Source organism: Duganella paludis (assembly GCF_054461335.1).
The window spans coordinates 3,136,793-3,150,226 of record NZ_CM136922.1 but is presented as its reverse complement, the minus strand read 5'-3'; the positions used below and the strand labels follow the sequence as shown (position 1 = coordinate 3,150,226).

The window sequence follows — 13,434 nt, the reverse complement described above, 5'->3', positions numbered from 1 at the left end:
TAATCTCAGCACCAATAATTTATTTGCTGCACCAGAAAGGATTTCAAATTGCCAACTCTTTTGACACGACGCCTGGCCTTGCTTGCCGATGAAAAGCACCGCGACGTGCTGGCTGGCGGCTTGCGCGGCATCGAACGGGAGACCTTGCGCGTCGATCGCGCCGGCCATCTGGCGCACACGCCGCATCCGCTGGCGCTGGGATCGGCCCTCACGCATCCGCAGATCACCACCGATTACGCCGAGACCCTACTGGAGTTCATCACCCCGGCCGAAAAAGACATCGCCGACACCGTGGCCAAGCTCGACGGCATTCACCGCTACGCCTACAGCAAGCTCGGCGACGAACTGCTGTGGAGCCAGTCCATGCCGTGCCAGCTGCCGCCGGAAGAAGAGATAGCAATCGCCTACTACGGCAGTTCCAACCTGGGCACGCTCAAACACGTCTACCGGCGCGGCCTGGCGCTGCGCTATGGCAAGGCCATGCAATGCATCGCCGGCATCCACTACAACTACTCGCTGGACGAACGCCTGTGGCGCGTGCTGGCTGAAAATGAAGTGAGCGGCAAGCGCCTGACGCCGCGCTCGTTCCAGTCGGAAGCCTACCTGGCGACGATCCGCAACTTCCGCCGCTACAGCTGGCTGCTGATGTACCTGTTCGGCGCCTCGCCGGTGCTGTCGAGCGGCTTCCTGCGCGGCCGCCAGCACAAGCTCGACACGCTGTCCGACGACACGCTCTACCTGCCCTACGCCACCAGCCTGCGCATGAGCGACCTCGGTTACCAGAACGATGCGCAATCGGGCCTGAGCCCGCACGAGAACTGTCTCGACAGCTACGTGGCCGCGATGACCAAGGCCGTCAACCAGCCCTACGAACCGTATGCGAAACTCGGCACCAAGCGCGACGGCGAATGGATCCAGCTCAGCACCAACGTGCTGCAGATCGAAAACGAGTACTACTCGACCATCCGCCCGAAGCGCGTGATCCAGACCGGCGAACGGCCGATCCAGGCGCTGTGCGCGCGCGGCGTGCAGTACATCGAAGTGCGCTGCATGGACGTCGACCCGTTCGAGCCGGTCGGCATCAGCGTGGCAACCGGCCGTTTCCTCGATGCCTTCCTGCTGTTCTGCGCACTGGAGGAAAGCGCCACCATCACGCCGGAGCAAGGCGCGATCCACACCGAGAACTTCGCGCGCACCGTCAAGGAAGGCCGCCGTCCGGGCCTGACGCTGCACAACGGCGAGGGCGAAGTGCCGCTGCCGGTGTGGGGCGCGGAGCTGCTGGAACGCATCCGCCCGGTGGCCGAACTGCTCGACTCCCTGCGCGGCGACACGGTGCACGTCGATGCATTGAAAGCGCAAGCGGCCAAGCTGGCCGACACCGAACTGACGCCATCGGCCAAGGTGCTGGCGGCGCTGCGCGCCAACGGCAAATCGTTCGGCGCGTTCGCACTGGCGCAAAGCGAAAAGCACGCGGCCTACTTCCGCAGCCATCCGCCGACCGCCGAGGAAGCGGCCTACTTCGACCAACTGGCGGCGGTATCGCTGGCCGAGCAGGCCGAGATGGAAGCGGCGCCGCAAGCCAACTTCGACGACTTCGTGGCGGCCTACCGCGCCAGCAACCTGTGCAAGTCCAGCATGGACTGTGACTGACACAGATGCTCACCTTCTATAACGAACAGCACGCGCAGCACCGCGGCCGCCACGAGATTTTTCGCGGCGAGATCGTGCCCTGCTTTGAAAAGCCGGAGCGTGCCGATTCGGTATTGGCGGAACTGGGTCGGCGCGGCCTGGGCAGGATCGTCACGCCGCACGGCGTGCCCCTGATGTCGCTGGAGCGCATCCACACGCCGCGCTATCTGCACTTTTTGCGCAACGCGTGGAACGAGTGGCTGGCGCTGGACCCAGCCAATGCGCAGAAGGATGCGTTTCCCGCCGTGTGGCCGGTGCGCACGCTGCGCGACGACATCGAGCCGGAAAACTTCTGCGCCAAGCTGGGGCTGTACTCGATGGACAGCGGCACGCCGCTGACGGCCGGCACCTGGGTGGCGGCCAAGACCGGCGCCGACTGCGCGGTGAACGCGGCGCATGCCTTGCGGCTGGGCGAGCGCGGCACGTTTGTGCTGAGCCGTCCGCCGGGCCATCATGCGGGGGCGGATTTTTTCGGCGGCTACTGCTTCCTGAACAACGCGGCGCTGGCCGCGCAGCATTTGCTCGACGACGGCGCGCGCAAGGTGGCGATCATCGATATCGACTACCACCATGGGAATGGCACGCAGAGCATTTTCTACAACCGGGACGATGTGCTGTTCGTTTCGATTCACGCGGACCCGCGCAACGAGTACCCGTTCTATCTGGGCCATGCGGATGAACGTGGCGAAGGCACGGGTGCGGGCTTCAATCTGAACCTGCCGCTGGCGGCGGGCAGCAGTGCGCAGAAGTGGTTCACGGCGCTGGAGACGGCCTGCATCCGCATCGGCAGCTTTGCGCCGGATGCGGTGGTGGTGTCGCTGGGAGTGGATACGTTTGCGGGAGATCCGCTGTCGAAGTTCAACCTGCAAAGCGCCGACTACCTGAAGGTGGGCGAGCGCCTGGCGTGGCTGAACGTGCCGACCGCCTTCATCTTCGAAGGCGGCTATGCGGTGAAAGAACTTGGGGTGAACGTGGTGAACGTCCTCGAAGGTTTCGAGACCGCGCTTTAATAGACATCACGGCGATAGCGGCCGGCATCCGCCAGACGCTCCAACCCGTCGCGCCCCAGCATCTCGGCCAACGCGTCATCCACGCCGCCGGCCATGCCCTGCAAACTTCCGCAGACATAGACCACCGCACCATCATCGATCCACGCGCGCAGCGTGTCGGCGCGTTCGCGCATCGCGTCCTGCACGTAACCACCACCGGTCACATCGCGCGAATACACCAGATCCAGCTCCGGCAGGAATCCCGCTGCGCGCCAGCCCTGGATCTCCTGCGCGCAAACCGCATCATGCGCCTGCTGACGCTCACCGAAGATCAACCAATTGCGCTGCGCTTCTTCCAGCACCCGTGCACGCAGATGCGACCGCAAGCCCGCAATACCCGAACCATTGCCGATATAAATCGCCGGCGCCGGCTCTCGATACGCATCGAACGACGGGTTGGCAATCAGCCGCACGCGTACTTCATCCCCAACCGCCGCCCGCGCGGTCAACCAGCCGGAAGCCAACCCGCCATCGACCTGCCGCACCACCAGCTGCATGACACCATCCTGCACCACCGAGGCTAGCGAATAACGGCGCGGCGCCACGTCCTCGCCGTAGTGTCCCGGCCAGATATCCACCAGCGCACCCGGACGCCAGCCATCGCCCACCACACCGGACAGCGTGATCTCGTACAGCGGCGCACCAATGCTGCCGGGGTTGAGCAGCGTGCGGCTGCTCAAGCGCCGACTGGCGTAATCGCTATCCTCCGCCGCTGCGGTGAGCGGGACGTCCACCGCAGCGCTACCCATCAAGCCGCGCAACGCGCTGCCCCAGCGCGCCAACGCACCACTGTCGCCGTTGTCCACCTCGATCATCGGATGCAGCGGCTGCGCGCCGAGATAACTCAAGCGCTGATCCAGCGTGCGGCCAAAGCCGCAGAACTCCGCGTAATTGCGGTCGCCCAGCGCCAGCACCGCGTACTGCATATGCTTCAATTCCTCCGCAGCGGCGGCCAGCAAACGACTGAAGCGGCGCGCGCTGTCGGGCGGCTCGCCCTCGCCAAAACTACTGGCGACAAACAAGGCGCGACGATACTTGCCCAACTGCGGCGGCGTCAGCTTTTCCAGCGACCGCACATGCACCGCCACGCCGGCTTTCTGCAACGCGGCCGCACTTTGTAACGCCAGCCTCTCGGCCTGGCCGGTCTGGCTGGCGTAGGCCATCAACACCGGGTCATCCTGATCCCCGCCCGGCGCGGCAGCCGCTAACTGTGCGCGCTCGGCACGCGCAATGCGCTTCTGCTTGCGGCGGTTCAGATACAACATCCAGCCGGTGATGCCAAAGCCCGGCAGCGCCAGCGCGGCAATGAACACGATCAGTTGCCCCACCACGCCGAAATACGTACCAATGTGCAGCGGATAAATGGTCGACTGCAAACGCGCGCCCAACGGCTTCTCCGTGTACAGCTCATGCTTCAACAGTGCGCCGGTCTGCTGATTGATGGTCATGCTGCTACGCGCACGTACGTGGGTCGCATCCTTGGCCACCCACAGAATCTGCACCGAGGCGCCGGCGCGTTCCGGCGGCCGCACCAGGGCCATCTCCCAGTCGGGCGCGTTCTTGCGGAAAGTCTCCCAGCTCAAGCTCAGGTCGGGCGCTTCGGCCTTGGACGGCTTGGCGGCCTTCGGCTTGGCGGCGGTGGCTTCGCGCGGCGGACGCAAGGTGCCCATCCAGCCGTCCGCCATGTCGCGGATCGGATCGAAGGCCCAGTACACGCCGGAGGCGGTGAACATCAGGAACACCACCATCACCCACGTACCCGCCACCGAGTGCAAGCCCCACAGGAAGGAACGGCCCTTCATGCGCGGATCGAAGGTGAGCCAGGTGCGCCAGTCCCACACGCGGCGCGGCCAGCGCAGATACAGGCCGCTCAATGCGAGCCCCATCAGGCAGAACGCCAGCGCACCGCTGACCATCTTGCCCGGATCGCGCGGCAGCAGCAGGAAGCGGTGCAGCTGCTCCACCCACTCGAAGAAGTCTTCGCCGGCCAGCTCCGGCATCAGCGCGCCGCTGTAGGGATGGAAGTAAATGATTTCGCCCTTGCGCTGCCCCGGCGCCGGCGCCAGGCCCACGCGCGCGCTGACGCCCGGCGTGGCGTAGAAGGTGAGGCTGAGGATGCGCGCGTCCGGCCGGGCGGCTTTGGCCGCCAGCATGATCTGCGGCGGTCCCAGCACCGGCGCATTCTGCACGGCGACATTGCGCACGCCGGGATTGAGCGCGTCCAACAGCTGCTCGCGGAACGCGAGGGCGGCGCCGGTCAGGCCGATCACCATCAGGACCGTGCCGGCGGTGATACCGACAAACCAATGCAACTGGAACCAGAGCTTTTTCATGGGACAAACATAAGAAGAGATGCCGGTCATTCTATAGACAATGAGAATGATTATCAATTAAGAGTGATTGCCAATACTTTTGGTTACTATCAAAATTTAACGCAATACCGTAAAAATCACGGATGTTCTAGTATTTATTTCATTTGTTGTATATTTACAGTAACCAGAAGTAAACATTGACCGTTATCTCGCCGAAATGGTTTGATGCACTGCCGCATTTCAAATCAATAGGGAGAGCAACACCGATGATGAAGCAAACCGTAATTTCCGCCTCGCTCCGCAGCATCTTTTCCGTCGGCCTGGGTTTGTTGGCCACCGGCGTCATGGCGCAGGACACCACCGCCATCCAGCGCGTCGAAATCACCGGCTCGTCGATCAAACGCATCAATCAGGAAGGCGCACTGCCGGTACAGTCGCTGAGCCGCGCCGATATCGAGCAGACCGGCGTCACCAACGTGGCCGATCTGGTCGCGCTGCTGCCGGCCATGCAGGGCTTCATCACCTCGTCGGCGTCGGTCAACGGCGGCGGCGGCGGCGTGCAGACGGCTTCGGTGCACGCCATCGGCACCGCTTATACCCTGGTGCTGCTGAACGGCCGCCGCATGGCGCCTTACGGCACCGGCAGCGCGGTCAACCTGGCCAGCATTCCCCTGTCCGCCGTGGAACGCGTGGAAATCCTGACCGATGGCGCATCCACCCTGTACGGTTCCGATGCGATTGCCGGCGTGATCAACTTCATCCTGAAGAAAAACCACCAGGACCTGACCATCGACGGCACCTTTACCTCGCCGGAAAAATCGGGCGGCCGCAGCAGCAACTTCTCGATCTCCAAGGGCTTCGGCGACCTGGACAAGGACGGCTACAACCTGATGCTGGCCTACAGCCACGACGAGCAAAAGAGCCTGAACGCCAACCAGCGCGAGTTTTCCAAGTCCGGCATCCGCCGCTTCGAGCGAGACGGCAAGCAGTACGCCATCTCGCAGACCAGCGGCAACTCCAATCCGGCCAACGTGGAAGTGGTCACGGCCAACGCCGACAAGCTGTTCTCGGCCGACTACCTCGCCAACGGCAAGTGCACGGCGGCCAATACTTTCGTCAACGGCAACGCCTGCCGCTACGATTACGCCGCCACCGTGGAACTGATGCCGGAACTGAAACGCGACAGCGTGTTCGCCAACGGTACCTTGCGTCTCAATGCGGACACCACCCTGTTCAGCGAACTGGTCATGTCCAAGTTCACCAACACCGCCCGTTACGCGGCGGCGGCCCAGCCGCTGACGGTGTTCAGCACCGACCCGGAAACCGGCGTGAAGTCCGTCAACGCGGCCTATCTGGGCGCGTATAACAAGAGCGTGGTGCCGCTGCTGTCGAAGGTGGGCATCAACGCGGCCGACGCCACCGACGCCTTCCTGTACTACCGTGGCGCCGATGCCGGCGGCCGCACCGACGAATACCGCACCGACGCCGTTCACTTCGTGGCCGGCACCGACAGCCGCGTGGCCGGCTGGGACGTCAACGCCGCCTACACCCACTCGCAGAATAAGCAGATCGACACCGCCGTCGCCGGCTACCTGAGCGGCAACGCCTTCGAAGAGCTGGTGCGCTCCGGCGCCTACAACCCGTTCGTGGTCAACCCGAACGGCGCCTCGGTGCTGGCGCCGGCCGTGCTGCACCAGGTACTGGGCACCACCCATTCCAAGATCGACGTGGCCAATGTGCGCGGCTCGCGCGAAGTGTTCGCGCTGCCGGGCGGCCCAGCCTCGCTGGGCCTGGGCGCCGACTTCACGCGCCAGTCCTACCAGGATGATCCGTCCGCCATTTCGAAAGGCCCCGGCCCCGGCAATCCTGGCTGGACCGACGTGACCATCGGCGGCGGCACCGGCTCGCAGGCGCTGGACGCCTCGCGCAAGAGCTGGGGCAGCTTTGCCGAACTGCTGATGCCTGTGATGAAGAACCTGGAGCTGACCGGCGCCCTGCGCTACGACAGCTACGACGCGGTGGAGAAGCACAACACCAGCTACGACATCAACGGCGTGCCGAGCAAGCCTGGCACCGTCGGTGAAGATGTGGCCAAGGCCACCTACAAGCTGTCGGCGCGCTACACGCCGGTGCAGTCGGTCATGCTGCGCGGTTCCTACGGCACCGGCTTCAAGGCGCCGACCATGAACGACGTGGCCGATCCGCTCAAGAACGGCGGTTCGTCCGAGTTCTTCGCCTGCCCGATCACCAAGGCCGGCGACCCGCGCCTGATCTACTGCAAGGCGGGCGAGTCGGAGTACGGCTTGCTCACCAGCGGCAACCCTACCAAGGGCAACGGTTCGCTGCAGGCGGAACGTTCCAAGCAGTCCTCGCTCGGCCTGCGCTGGGACGCGACCAATGCGCTGTCGGTCGGCGTCGACCTGTGGGACGTGAAGCTGCGCAACCAGATTCGCACCCTGTCGCAGGAACAGATCTTCACCAATCCGGTGCTGGCCGATAAGTACATCTCGATCTATTACGATCCTATCCAGAAGAGCAAGGTGCTGGTGGCGACCCTGAGCCCGGTCAACCTGGCCAGCTCGCACTATCGCGGCATCGACTTCGACAGCACCTACAAAACCGGCACGCCGATCGGCAAGCTGGCGGTGAACTGGTCCGGCACCTACATGCTGAAGGCCGAGCAGGATGTGCCGGGCAGCGGCATCGAGAAATCGATCGGCCGCTTCGATTCGTACAACGACGTGGTGTTCCGCCTGATCAGCCGGGTGAATTTCTCGCTCAAGAGCTCGGAAAAGCTGAGCAACACGCTGACCGTCAACTACCGCTCCGGCTACCACGACGCTGCCGGTCCGGTGGTTGCGGTCAACGCCGACGGTACCTTGGGCGACGCCGTGAAAATGAAGCGCGACGTCAGCGACTACACCACGGTCGACTACCAGGCCAAGCTGAACTTCATCAAAAACCTGACCCTGACCCTGGGCGTGCGCAACCTGCTGGCCGAGGAGCCACCGCTGTCGATCCGCAACAGCGGCGGCGGCAACCAGGTCGGCTATGACGGCCGCTACACCGATCCGCTTGGCCGCACCTTCTATGTGACGGCCGCCTACAAGTTCTAAACCAGTCCAACGGGGGGCTGGCTGCCCATAGCCGGCCTTTTTGCCGGAGACCTTCATCGGTCTCCGGTTTTTTTATTTTAAAAATAGCTTGCTATTGAATAGTGCACTATGTATTATGTGTTCATTGGCGCTGCAAACAGCGCAAGGTGTAGTAAATTAGATAAGCAAGTCGTCGCCGTACTCACACACTGAAACTCACTGAAAGGAAATATCATGTCGATCGAAAAAGTTCTGTACACCGCACACGCTAAAACCACCGGCGGCCGTGAAGGCCAATCCGCATCGTCGGATGGTCACCTGTCCGTCAAGCTGAGCACCCCGAAAGAACTGGGCGGCGGCGGCGGCGACGGCACCAATCCTGAACAGCTGTTCGCATCGGGCTACGCCGCTTGCTTCATCGGCGCGATGAAATTCGTTGGTGGCCGCGACAAGATCGCCGTGCCTGCCGACCTGTCGGTGGAAACCTCGGTCGGCATCGGCCCGATCCCTACCGGTTTCGGCATCGAAGTCGAGCACAAAATCTCGCTGCCAGGCCTGGACCGCGAAACCGCTGAAAAGCTGGTCGCCGCAGCCCACATCGTGTGCCCTTACTCGAACGCCACCCGTGGCAACATCGACGTCACGCTGACCATCGTTTAATTCACATACAATCATTGCTTTGATCACGACTGAGAGAAGCAATGATTGAGTGGCATTGGCTGGCTTTTGACGATATACCACGCGCCGACTGGTACGAAGTGCTGCGCCAGCGGCAAGCGGTATTCATTCTTGAACAAACCTGTTTGTATCCCGACATCGACGGTTGCGATCCGCTCTGCCATCACCTGATGGGCTGGCGCGAGATCGACGGCCGGCGCACGCTCGTCGCGTATCTGCGCTGCGTGCCGCCGGGCGTGAAGTTCGACGAAATGTCGCTGGGCCGCGTGCTGACCACGCCGGCCGGTCGCGGCACCGGCATCGGCCGCGAACTGCTGGCCAAGGCGATTCCGCTGGCCGAACAGCTGCATCCCGGCTGGGGCATCCGCATCGGCGCGCAGGCGCATCTGGAAAAATTCTACGGCAGCTTCGGTTTCAAGACCGTGACCGATCCTTACGACGAAGACGGCATCATGCACGTCGATATGGTGCGCTAACCTCGTTCGTTAAAACGTCAGGATGAAGCGCGCGCCGGCGCCGACCGGGCGCGCGTAACGTACCGTGCCGCCATTGGCGTGCACCAGGTGGCGCACCATCGCCAGTCCTATGCCCCTGCCCTGCTTCTTGGTCGAGAAGAACGGCGTGAAGATGTGCGCAGCCAGGGCTTCCGGCACGCCGGGGCCATTGTCCGATACTTCGATACGCAGCCTGCCACCCCGGCTCAGGCGCGCGCTCACTTGCGCCTGCGTGCCCGCTTCGGCCGCGTTCTTCAGCAGGTTGATGAGGGCTTGTTCCAGCTGGCCGGGATCGATCATCACTTCCAGCGACGCCGGCTCCACCGAGAACGTCAGCTTGCCCTGCCACTGCGGTTCCAGCAGCGCCGCCAGGCGTTCAAACAATTCTTCCAGCAGCACCCGCTGCGCCTGCGCTTGCGGTACGGTCGACAAGCTACGGTAGCTGCCGACGAAGTCCACCAGGCTGGCGGCGCGGCGGGCGATGGCGTCCAGTGCCGTGTTCAGGTCCGCGTGGATATCTGCCGGCAGCGTGCCGCTGGCTTCTTCCAGCAGCGTGCACGAAGTGCGCGACAGCGAAGCCACCGGCGTCAGGGAATTCATGATTTCGTGGGTAAGCACCTGCACCAGCTCGCGCCAGGCGTTGAGGGCTTCCGCTTCCAGTTCGCTTTCCACCGGCATCAGCGCGGCCAGGCGCTGGGCCGAGCCTTGCATGGTCAGGGCGGAGACGGCGACCAACGCGCGTTCGGCGCCGCGTTCGGTGTCGAAGCTCACCAGCTTGCGCTGGCCGCTGGCTTGCGCCGCCAGCAGTTGATGCAGCTGCTGCGGCGCGCTGGCGCGGCCGGGGGCCAGCAACCGGCGCGCGCTGGCGTTCAGTGGTGCGGCCGCGCCCGCACCGCTGGCGTGTTCGATGCTGAACAACGCGATTGGCGCGTGTTCGAGACGGGCCTCCAGCGCCAGCATGGCGTCGGCCAGTTCGCGTTGCGGGGTGACCGGGTGTGAAGCGCTTTCCATGTAGGGCGCGGGCAGCGACAGCCGGCGCAGGCAGCGCCAAAACAAGGCGGCGGGCGCCAGCGCGAGCAGGCCGCACAGGACGATGCGGCGCGGTTCGGGCGACAGCACATCCGCCGCGACGGCCAATGCGGCTAGTCCGGCGGCGCCGGCAAGCACGCCCCACTTGAGCGCGCGTTCAGATGCCATGCTTGCCCAGCTTGCGGTACAAGGCCGCGCGGCTGATGCCCAGCGTTTTCGCCGCGTGGCTGATATTGCCGTTGAACTGCGCCAGTGTGGCGGCGATGGCCGCGCGCTCGATAGCGTCCAGCGTCAGATCGGCGCCCGCAGCGACCGGCATGGCGATAGCCGGCGCCGAGGCGATGACCGGCGCTTCGGCGCCCACAGCCCCTGCCGGCAATGCAGCCACGTTGCCCGCTGCGGCCACCGCGCCCACCATGCTGCCCGCAGCGCCGGCGCCGGCAGCGGCTGGCGCGACTGCGCTCCCGGCCGAGAGGCCGAAATCGTTGATCGCATACTCCAGGCCTTGACCGAGGATCACGGCGCGCTCACAAGCATGCCTCAGCGCGCGCACATTGCCCGGCCAATCGTAGCGCATCAATGCATCGGCGGCGGAAGCGCTCATATTGCGCAGCGGCCGTTGATACTGTTCCTCATACACGCGCAGGTAATGACGCAGCAGCAGCGGCACATCCTCGCGCCGCTCGCGCAAAGGCGGCACGCGGATCACGATGGTATTCAGCCGGAACAGCAAATCGGCGCGGAACACCGAGGGATCGAACAGCCGCGCCTCATCCAGGTTGGTGGCGCTGATGATGCGCACATCGATGGACTCCGGCTTGTCGGCGCCGATCGCCGTCACCTCGCGTCGCTCCAGCGCTGTCAACAGCTTGGCCTGCGCGGCCAACGGCATGTTGCCGATTTCGTCGAGGAACAACGAACCGCCGCGCGCCGCCTGGAAGCGTCCCGCCCTGTCGGCCTTGGCGTCCGTAAATGAGCCCTTACGATGCCCGAACAACTCGCTCTCGAAAGTCGACTCGGGCAAAGCGCCCATGTCCACCGCCAGCAGCGTGCCCGCCGCGCGGCGCGACGCCGCGTGGATCGCCCGCGCCACCAGCTCCTTGCCGACGCCGTTCTCGCCCAGCACCATCACATTGGCCTCGGTCGGCGCCACGCTGGCGATCAAGCCCTTCAACTCCTGCATGGCGCGCGAGTCGCCCATCAACTCCGGCGAGCCGGCCGCGCCGCCGCGCACCGCCTCGCGCCGCGCCAGCGCCTGGTCCACCGCCGCGATCAGGCGCGCATTGTCCCAAGGCTTGGTGATGAAATCTCCCGCGCCGCGCTTCAGCGCTTCCACCGCCAGCGGCACGTCGGCATACGCCGTCATCGCGATCACCGCCGGAGGCCGTGCCTGCGCGCGTAACTGGTCCAGCAGCGCCAGGCCCTCCGCGCCGTTGATGCGGCCCGGCGTGAAGTTCAGGTCCAGCAGCACCACGTCTGGCACCGCACGCGCCAGCAGCGCGGGCAGGCCTGCGGGATCGCTCAACGTGGCGACCTGGCCATAGCGGCGGCGCAGCAGCAGTTGCGCGGCGGTGGCGACATCGGGGTCGTCGTCGAGGATCAGGATATAGGCGGACATGCGGCCATTCTAGCAGCCGTCTGGACCCTGTAAATGACCACCTGCGGCGCCTGTTCGCTAGTGAACAGCGCCGGGTGTCCGGAAATGAACACTCGGCCGCCCGCAAGGCCTGAAAACCGCATTTTCAGCATGGCACAGCGTTTGCAGTAAGCCCCGTATGCACATGAAAAAAAAATTCGAGACCATCCCACCGCACAATGGCTCCGGCATGGATGCGGTGGTGCCGCGCCGTCACGGCAAGCGTATCGCCATCATTGCGGCGGTGCTGGTGGCGCTGGCCGCCGCCGGCGCCGTACTGTGGTCATGGATGCCGCGCGGCCTGCAGATCGATGGCGCCGACCTGCGCACCGGCCAGGCCGCGCGCGGCGTGTTCGTGGACGAAGTGATTGTGCGCGCCAGGGCCGAACCGCTCAACTCCGTCATCCTCGACGCCGTCGAATCGGGACGCGTGGAAGAAGTCTTCGCCAGCGACGGCGCGCTGGTGAAACAGGGACAGCTGCTGTTCCGCATCTCCAACCCGCAGCGCAACCTGGAACTGCTGGCGCGGCAGTCCGAGCACGCGGTCAGCATCTTCAACCTGTCCAACCTGCGGGTGTCGCAGCAGGCCAGCGCCAGCGAACACCAGCGCCGCCTGGACGACCTGCAGTTCGCGCTCGATCAAACCAGCAAGCAGCACGCGCGCAACGTCAAGCTGGCGGCGCAAGGCTATATATCCAGTGTCGCGCTGGAGGAATCGGCCGACCGCTTGGCGCAGCAGCAGCGCGCCCTCACGCAGGAACAGCAATCGCGCGCCGCCGAGCTGCGTGTGCGCGACGACGCCGAGCAGCAGCTGGAAACCGCCATCCACGGCCTGAACTCCGGCCTGAAGCTGGTGTCGGCCACGGTGGATGCGCTGGCCGTGCGCGCGCCGGTGGCGGGAAGGCTGACCAATTTCCGCCTGCAGGTGGGCGAGTCCATCGCCACCGGCAAGAACATCGGCCGCATCGACGACCCGGAACGCTTCAAGCTCTCCGCCAGCGTGGACGAGTACTACCTGAACCGCATGGCGGTTGGCCGCCACGCCAACGTGCAGCAGGACGGCCGCAGCTACGCCGCCGACATCGGCACCATCTACCCGCAGATCAAGGAAGGCCGCTTTACCGTTGAAATGGTGTTCACGCGGGGGCAGCCGCCGGTGCTCAATCCCGGCCAGAGCCTGGACGCGCGCATCACGCTGGGCGAACCGGCCACCGCGCTGCTGCTGCCGAATGGCGCCTTCATCAACGACAGCGGCGGCGCCTGGGTGTATGTGCTGGACGCGGCCGGCCACAACGCCGAGCGCCGCACGGTGCGCATCGGCCGCCGCAGCAACAGCCAGGTCGAAGTGCTGGCCGGCCTGGCCGCCGGCGAAAAAGTCATCCTGTCCAGCTATGCGGCCTATGGAAATTCACCACGTCTGCAAATTACGCAGTAACCTCTCACTACACTAGC

Annotated in this window: 9 protein-coding genes; 6 read left to right on the top strand and 3 right to left on the bottom strand. The window is 64.7% G+C overall.

From position 1 onward, the window contains the following. Window positions 1-48: 48 nt before the first annotated feature. Window positions 49-1,650: a glutamate--cysteine ligase gene (gene gshA, locus ACXZ1M_RS14105; RefSeq protein WP_459053757.1), complete on the top strand. Its 1,602-nt coding sequence runs from the start codon at window positions 49-51 to the stop codon at window positions 1,648-1,650. Between the two features lie 5 nt (window positions 1,651-1,655). Continuing rightward, window positions 1,656-2,699, top strand: a complete 1,044-nt coding sequence (locus ACXZ1M_RS14100) for a histone deacetylase family protein (protein WP_459053756.1) — start codon at window positions 1,656-1,658, stop codon at window positions 2,697-2,699. Here the strand turns inward: ACXZ1M_RS14100 and ACXZ1M_RS14095 are convergent. Beyond that, window positions 2,696-5,071, bottom strand: coding sequence for a PepSY domain-containing protein (locus tag ACXZ1M_RS14095; RefSeq protein ID WP_459053755.1), 2,376 nt, complete (start codon window positions 5,069-5,071; stop codon window positions 2,696-2,698). The two genes, ACXZ1M_RS14100 and ACXZ1M_RS14095, sit on opposite strands and share 4 nt — an antisense overlap. A 245-nt stretch (window positions 5,072-5,316) precedes the next feature. Here ACXZ1M_RS14095 and ACXZ1M_RS14090 point away from each other — a divergent pair, with 245 nt between their 5' ends. From ACXZ1M_RS14090 to ACXZ1M_RS14080, 3 genes are all read left to right on the top strand, one after another. Continuing rightward, window positions 5,317-8,166 carry a TonB-dependent receptor domain-containing protein gene (locus tag ACXZ1M_RS14090; RefSeq protein ID WP_459053754.1) on the top strand — a complete coding sequence of 950 codons (2,850 nt, stop codon included), beginning with the start codon at window positions 5,317-5,319 and terminating at the stop codon, window positions 8,164-8,166. A 213-nt stretch (window positions 8,167-8,379) separates the two neighbouring features. Next, window positions 8,380-8,805 carry an organic hydroperoxide resistance protein gene (locus ACXZ1M_RS14085; protein ID WP_459053753.1) on the top strand — a complete coding sequence of 142 codons (426 nt, stop codon included), beginning with the start codon at window positions 8,380-8,382 and terminating at the stop codon, window positions 8,803-8,805. Window positions 8,806-8,846: 41 nt separating this feature from the next. Then, the gene (locus ACXZ1M_RS14080; protein WP_459053752.1) at window positions 8,847-9,299 is read left to right on the top strand and encodes a GNAT family N-acetyltransferase; all 453 of its coding nucleotides are present in this window, start codon (window positions 8,847-8,849) and stop codon (window positions 9,297-9,299) included. A gap of 9 nt (window positions 9,300-9,308) precedes the next feature. Here the strand turns inward: ACXZ1M_RS14080 and ACXZ1M_RS14075 are convergent, their stop codons facing one another. Then, window positions 9,309-10,514, bottom strand: coding sequence for a sensor histidine kinase (locus ACXZ1M_RS14075; protein ID WP_459053751.1), 1,206 nt, complete (start codon window positions 10,512-10,514; stop codon window positions 9,309-9,311). Continuing rightward, complete coding sequence (locus ACXZ1M_RS14070) at window positions 10,504-11,964, bottom strand: sigma-54-dependent transcriptional regulator (RefSeq protein ID WP_459053750.1); 1,461 nt, start codon at window positions 11,962-11,964, stop codon at window positions 10,504-10,506. The genes ACXZ1M_RS14075 and ACXZ1M_RS14070 overlap by 11 nt, the downstream gene beginning before the upstream one ends. A gap of 163 nt (window positions 11,965-12,127) precedes the next feature. On the opposite strand from ACXZ1M_RS14070, the gene ACXZ1M_RS14065 reads away from it, so the two are divergent. Continuing rightward, window positions 12,128-13,417, top strand: coding sequence for an efflux RND transporter periplasmic adaptor subunit (locus ACXZ1M_RS14065; RefSeq protein ID WP_459053749.1), 1,290 nt, complete (start codon window positions 12,128-12,130; stop codon window positions 13,415-13,417). Window positions 13,418-13,434 lie beyond the last annotated feature (17 nt).

What these genes read in the sequence shown, in the direction of transcription:
- ACXZ1M_RS14100 (WP_459053756.1), top strand. Translation starts at nt 1,656, where the DNA reads ATGCTCACCTTCTATAACGAACAGCACGCGCAGCACCGCGGCCGCCAC.
- ACXZ1M_RS14095 (WP_459053755.1), bottom strand. Translation starts at nt 5,071, where the DNA reads ATGAAAAAGCTCTGGTTCCAGTTGCATTGGTTTGTCGGTATCACCGCC.
- ACXZ1M_RS14090 (WP_459053754.1), top strand. Translation starts at nt 5,317, where the DNA reads ATGATGAAGCAAACCGTAATTTCCGCCTCGCTCCGCAGCATCTTTTCC.
- ACXZ1M_RS14085 (WP_459053753.1), top strand. Translation starts at nt 8,380, where the DNA reads ATGTCGATCGAAAAAGTTCTGTACACCGCACACGCTAAAACCACCGGC.
- ACXZ1M_RS14080 (WP_459053752.1), top strand. Translation starts at nt 8,847, where the DNA reads ATGATTGAGTGGCATTGGCTGGCTTTTGACGATATACCACGCGCCGAC.
- ACXZ1M_RS14075 (WP_459053751.1), bottom strand. Translation starts at nt 10,514, where the DNA reads ATGGCATCTGAACGCGCGCTCAAGTGGGGCGTGCTTGCCGGCGCCGCC.
- ACXZ1M_RS14070 (WP_459053750.1), bottom strand. Translation starts at nt 11,964, where the DNA reads ATGTCCGCCTATATCCTGATCCTCGACGACGACCCCGATGTCGCCACC.
- ACXZ1M_RS14065 (WP_459053749.1), top strand. Translation starts at nt 12,128, where the DNA reads ATGAAAAAAAAATTCGAGACCATCCCACCGCACAATGGCTCCGGCATG.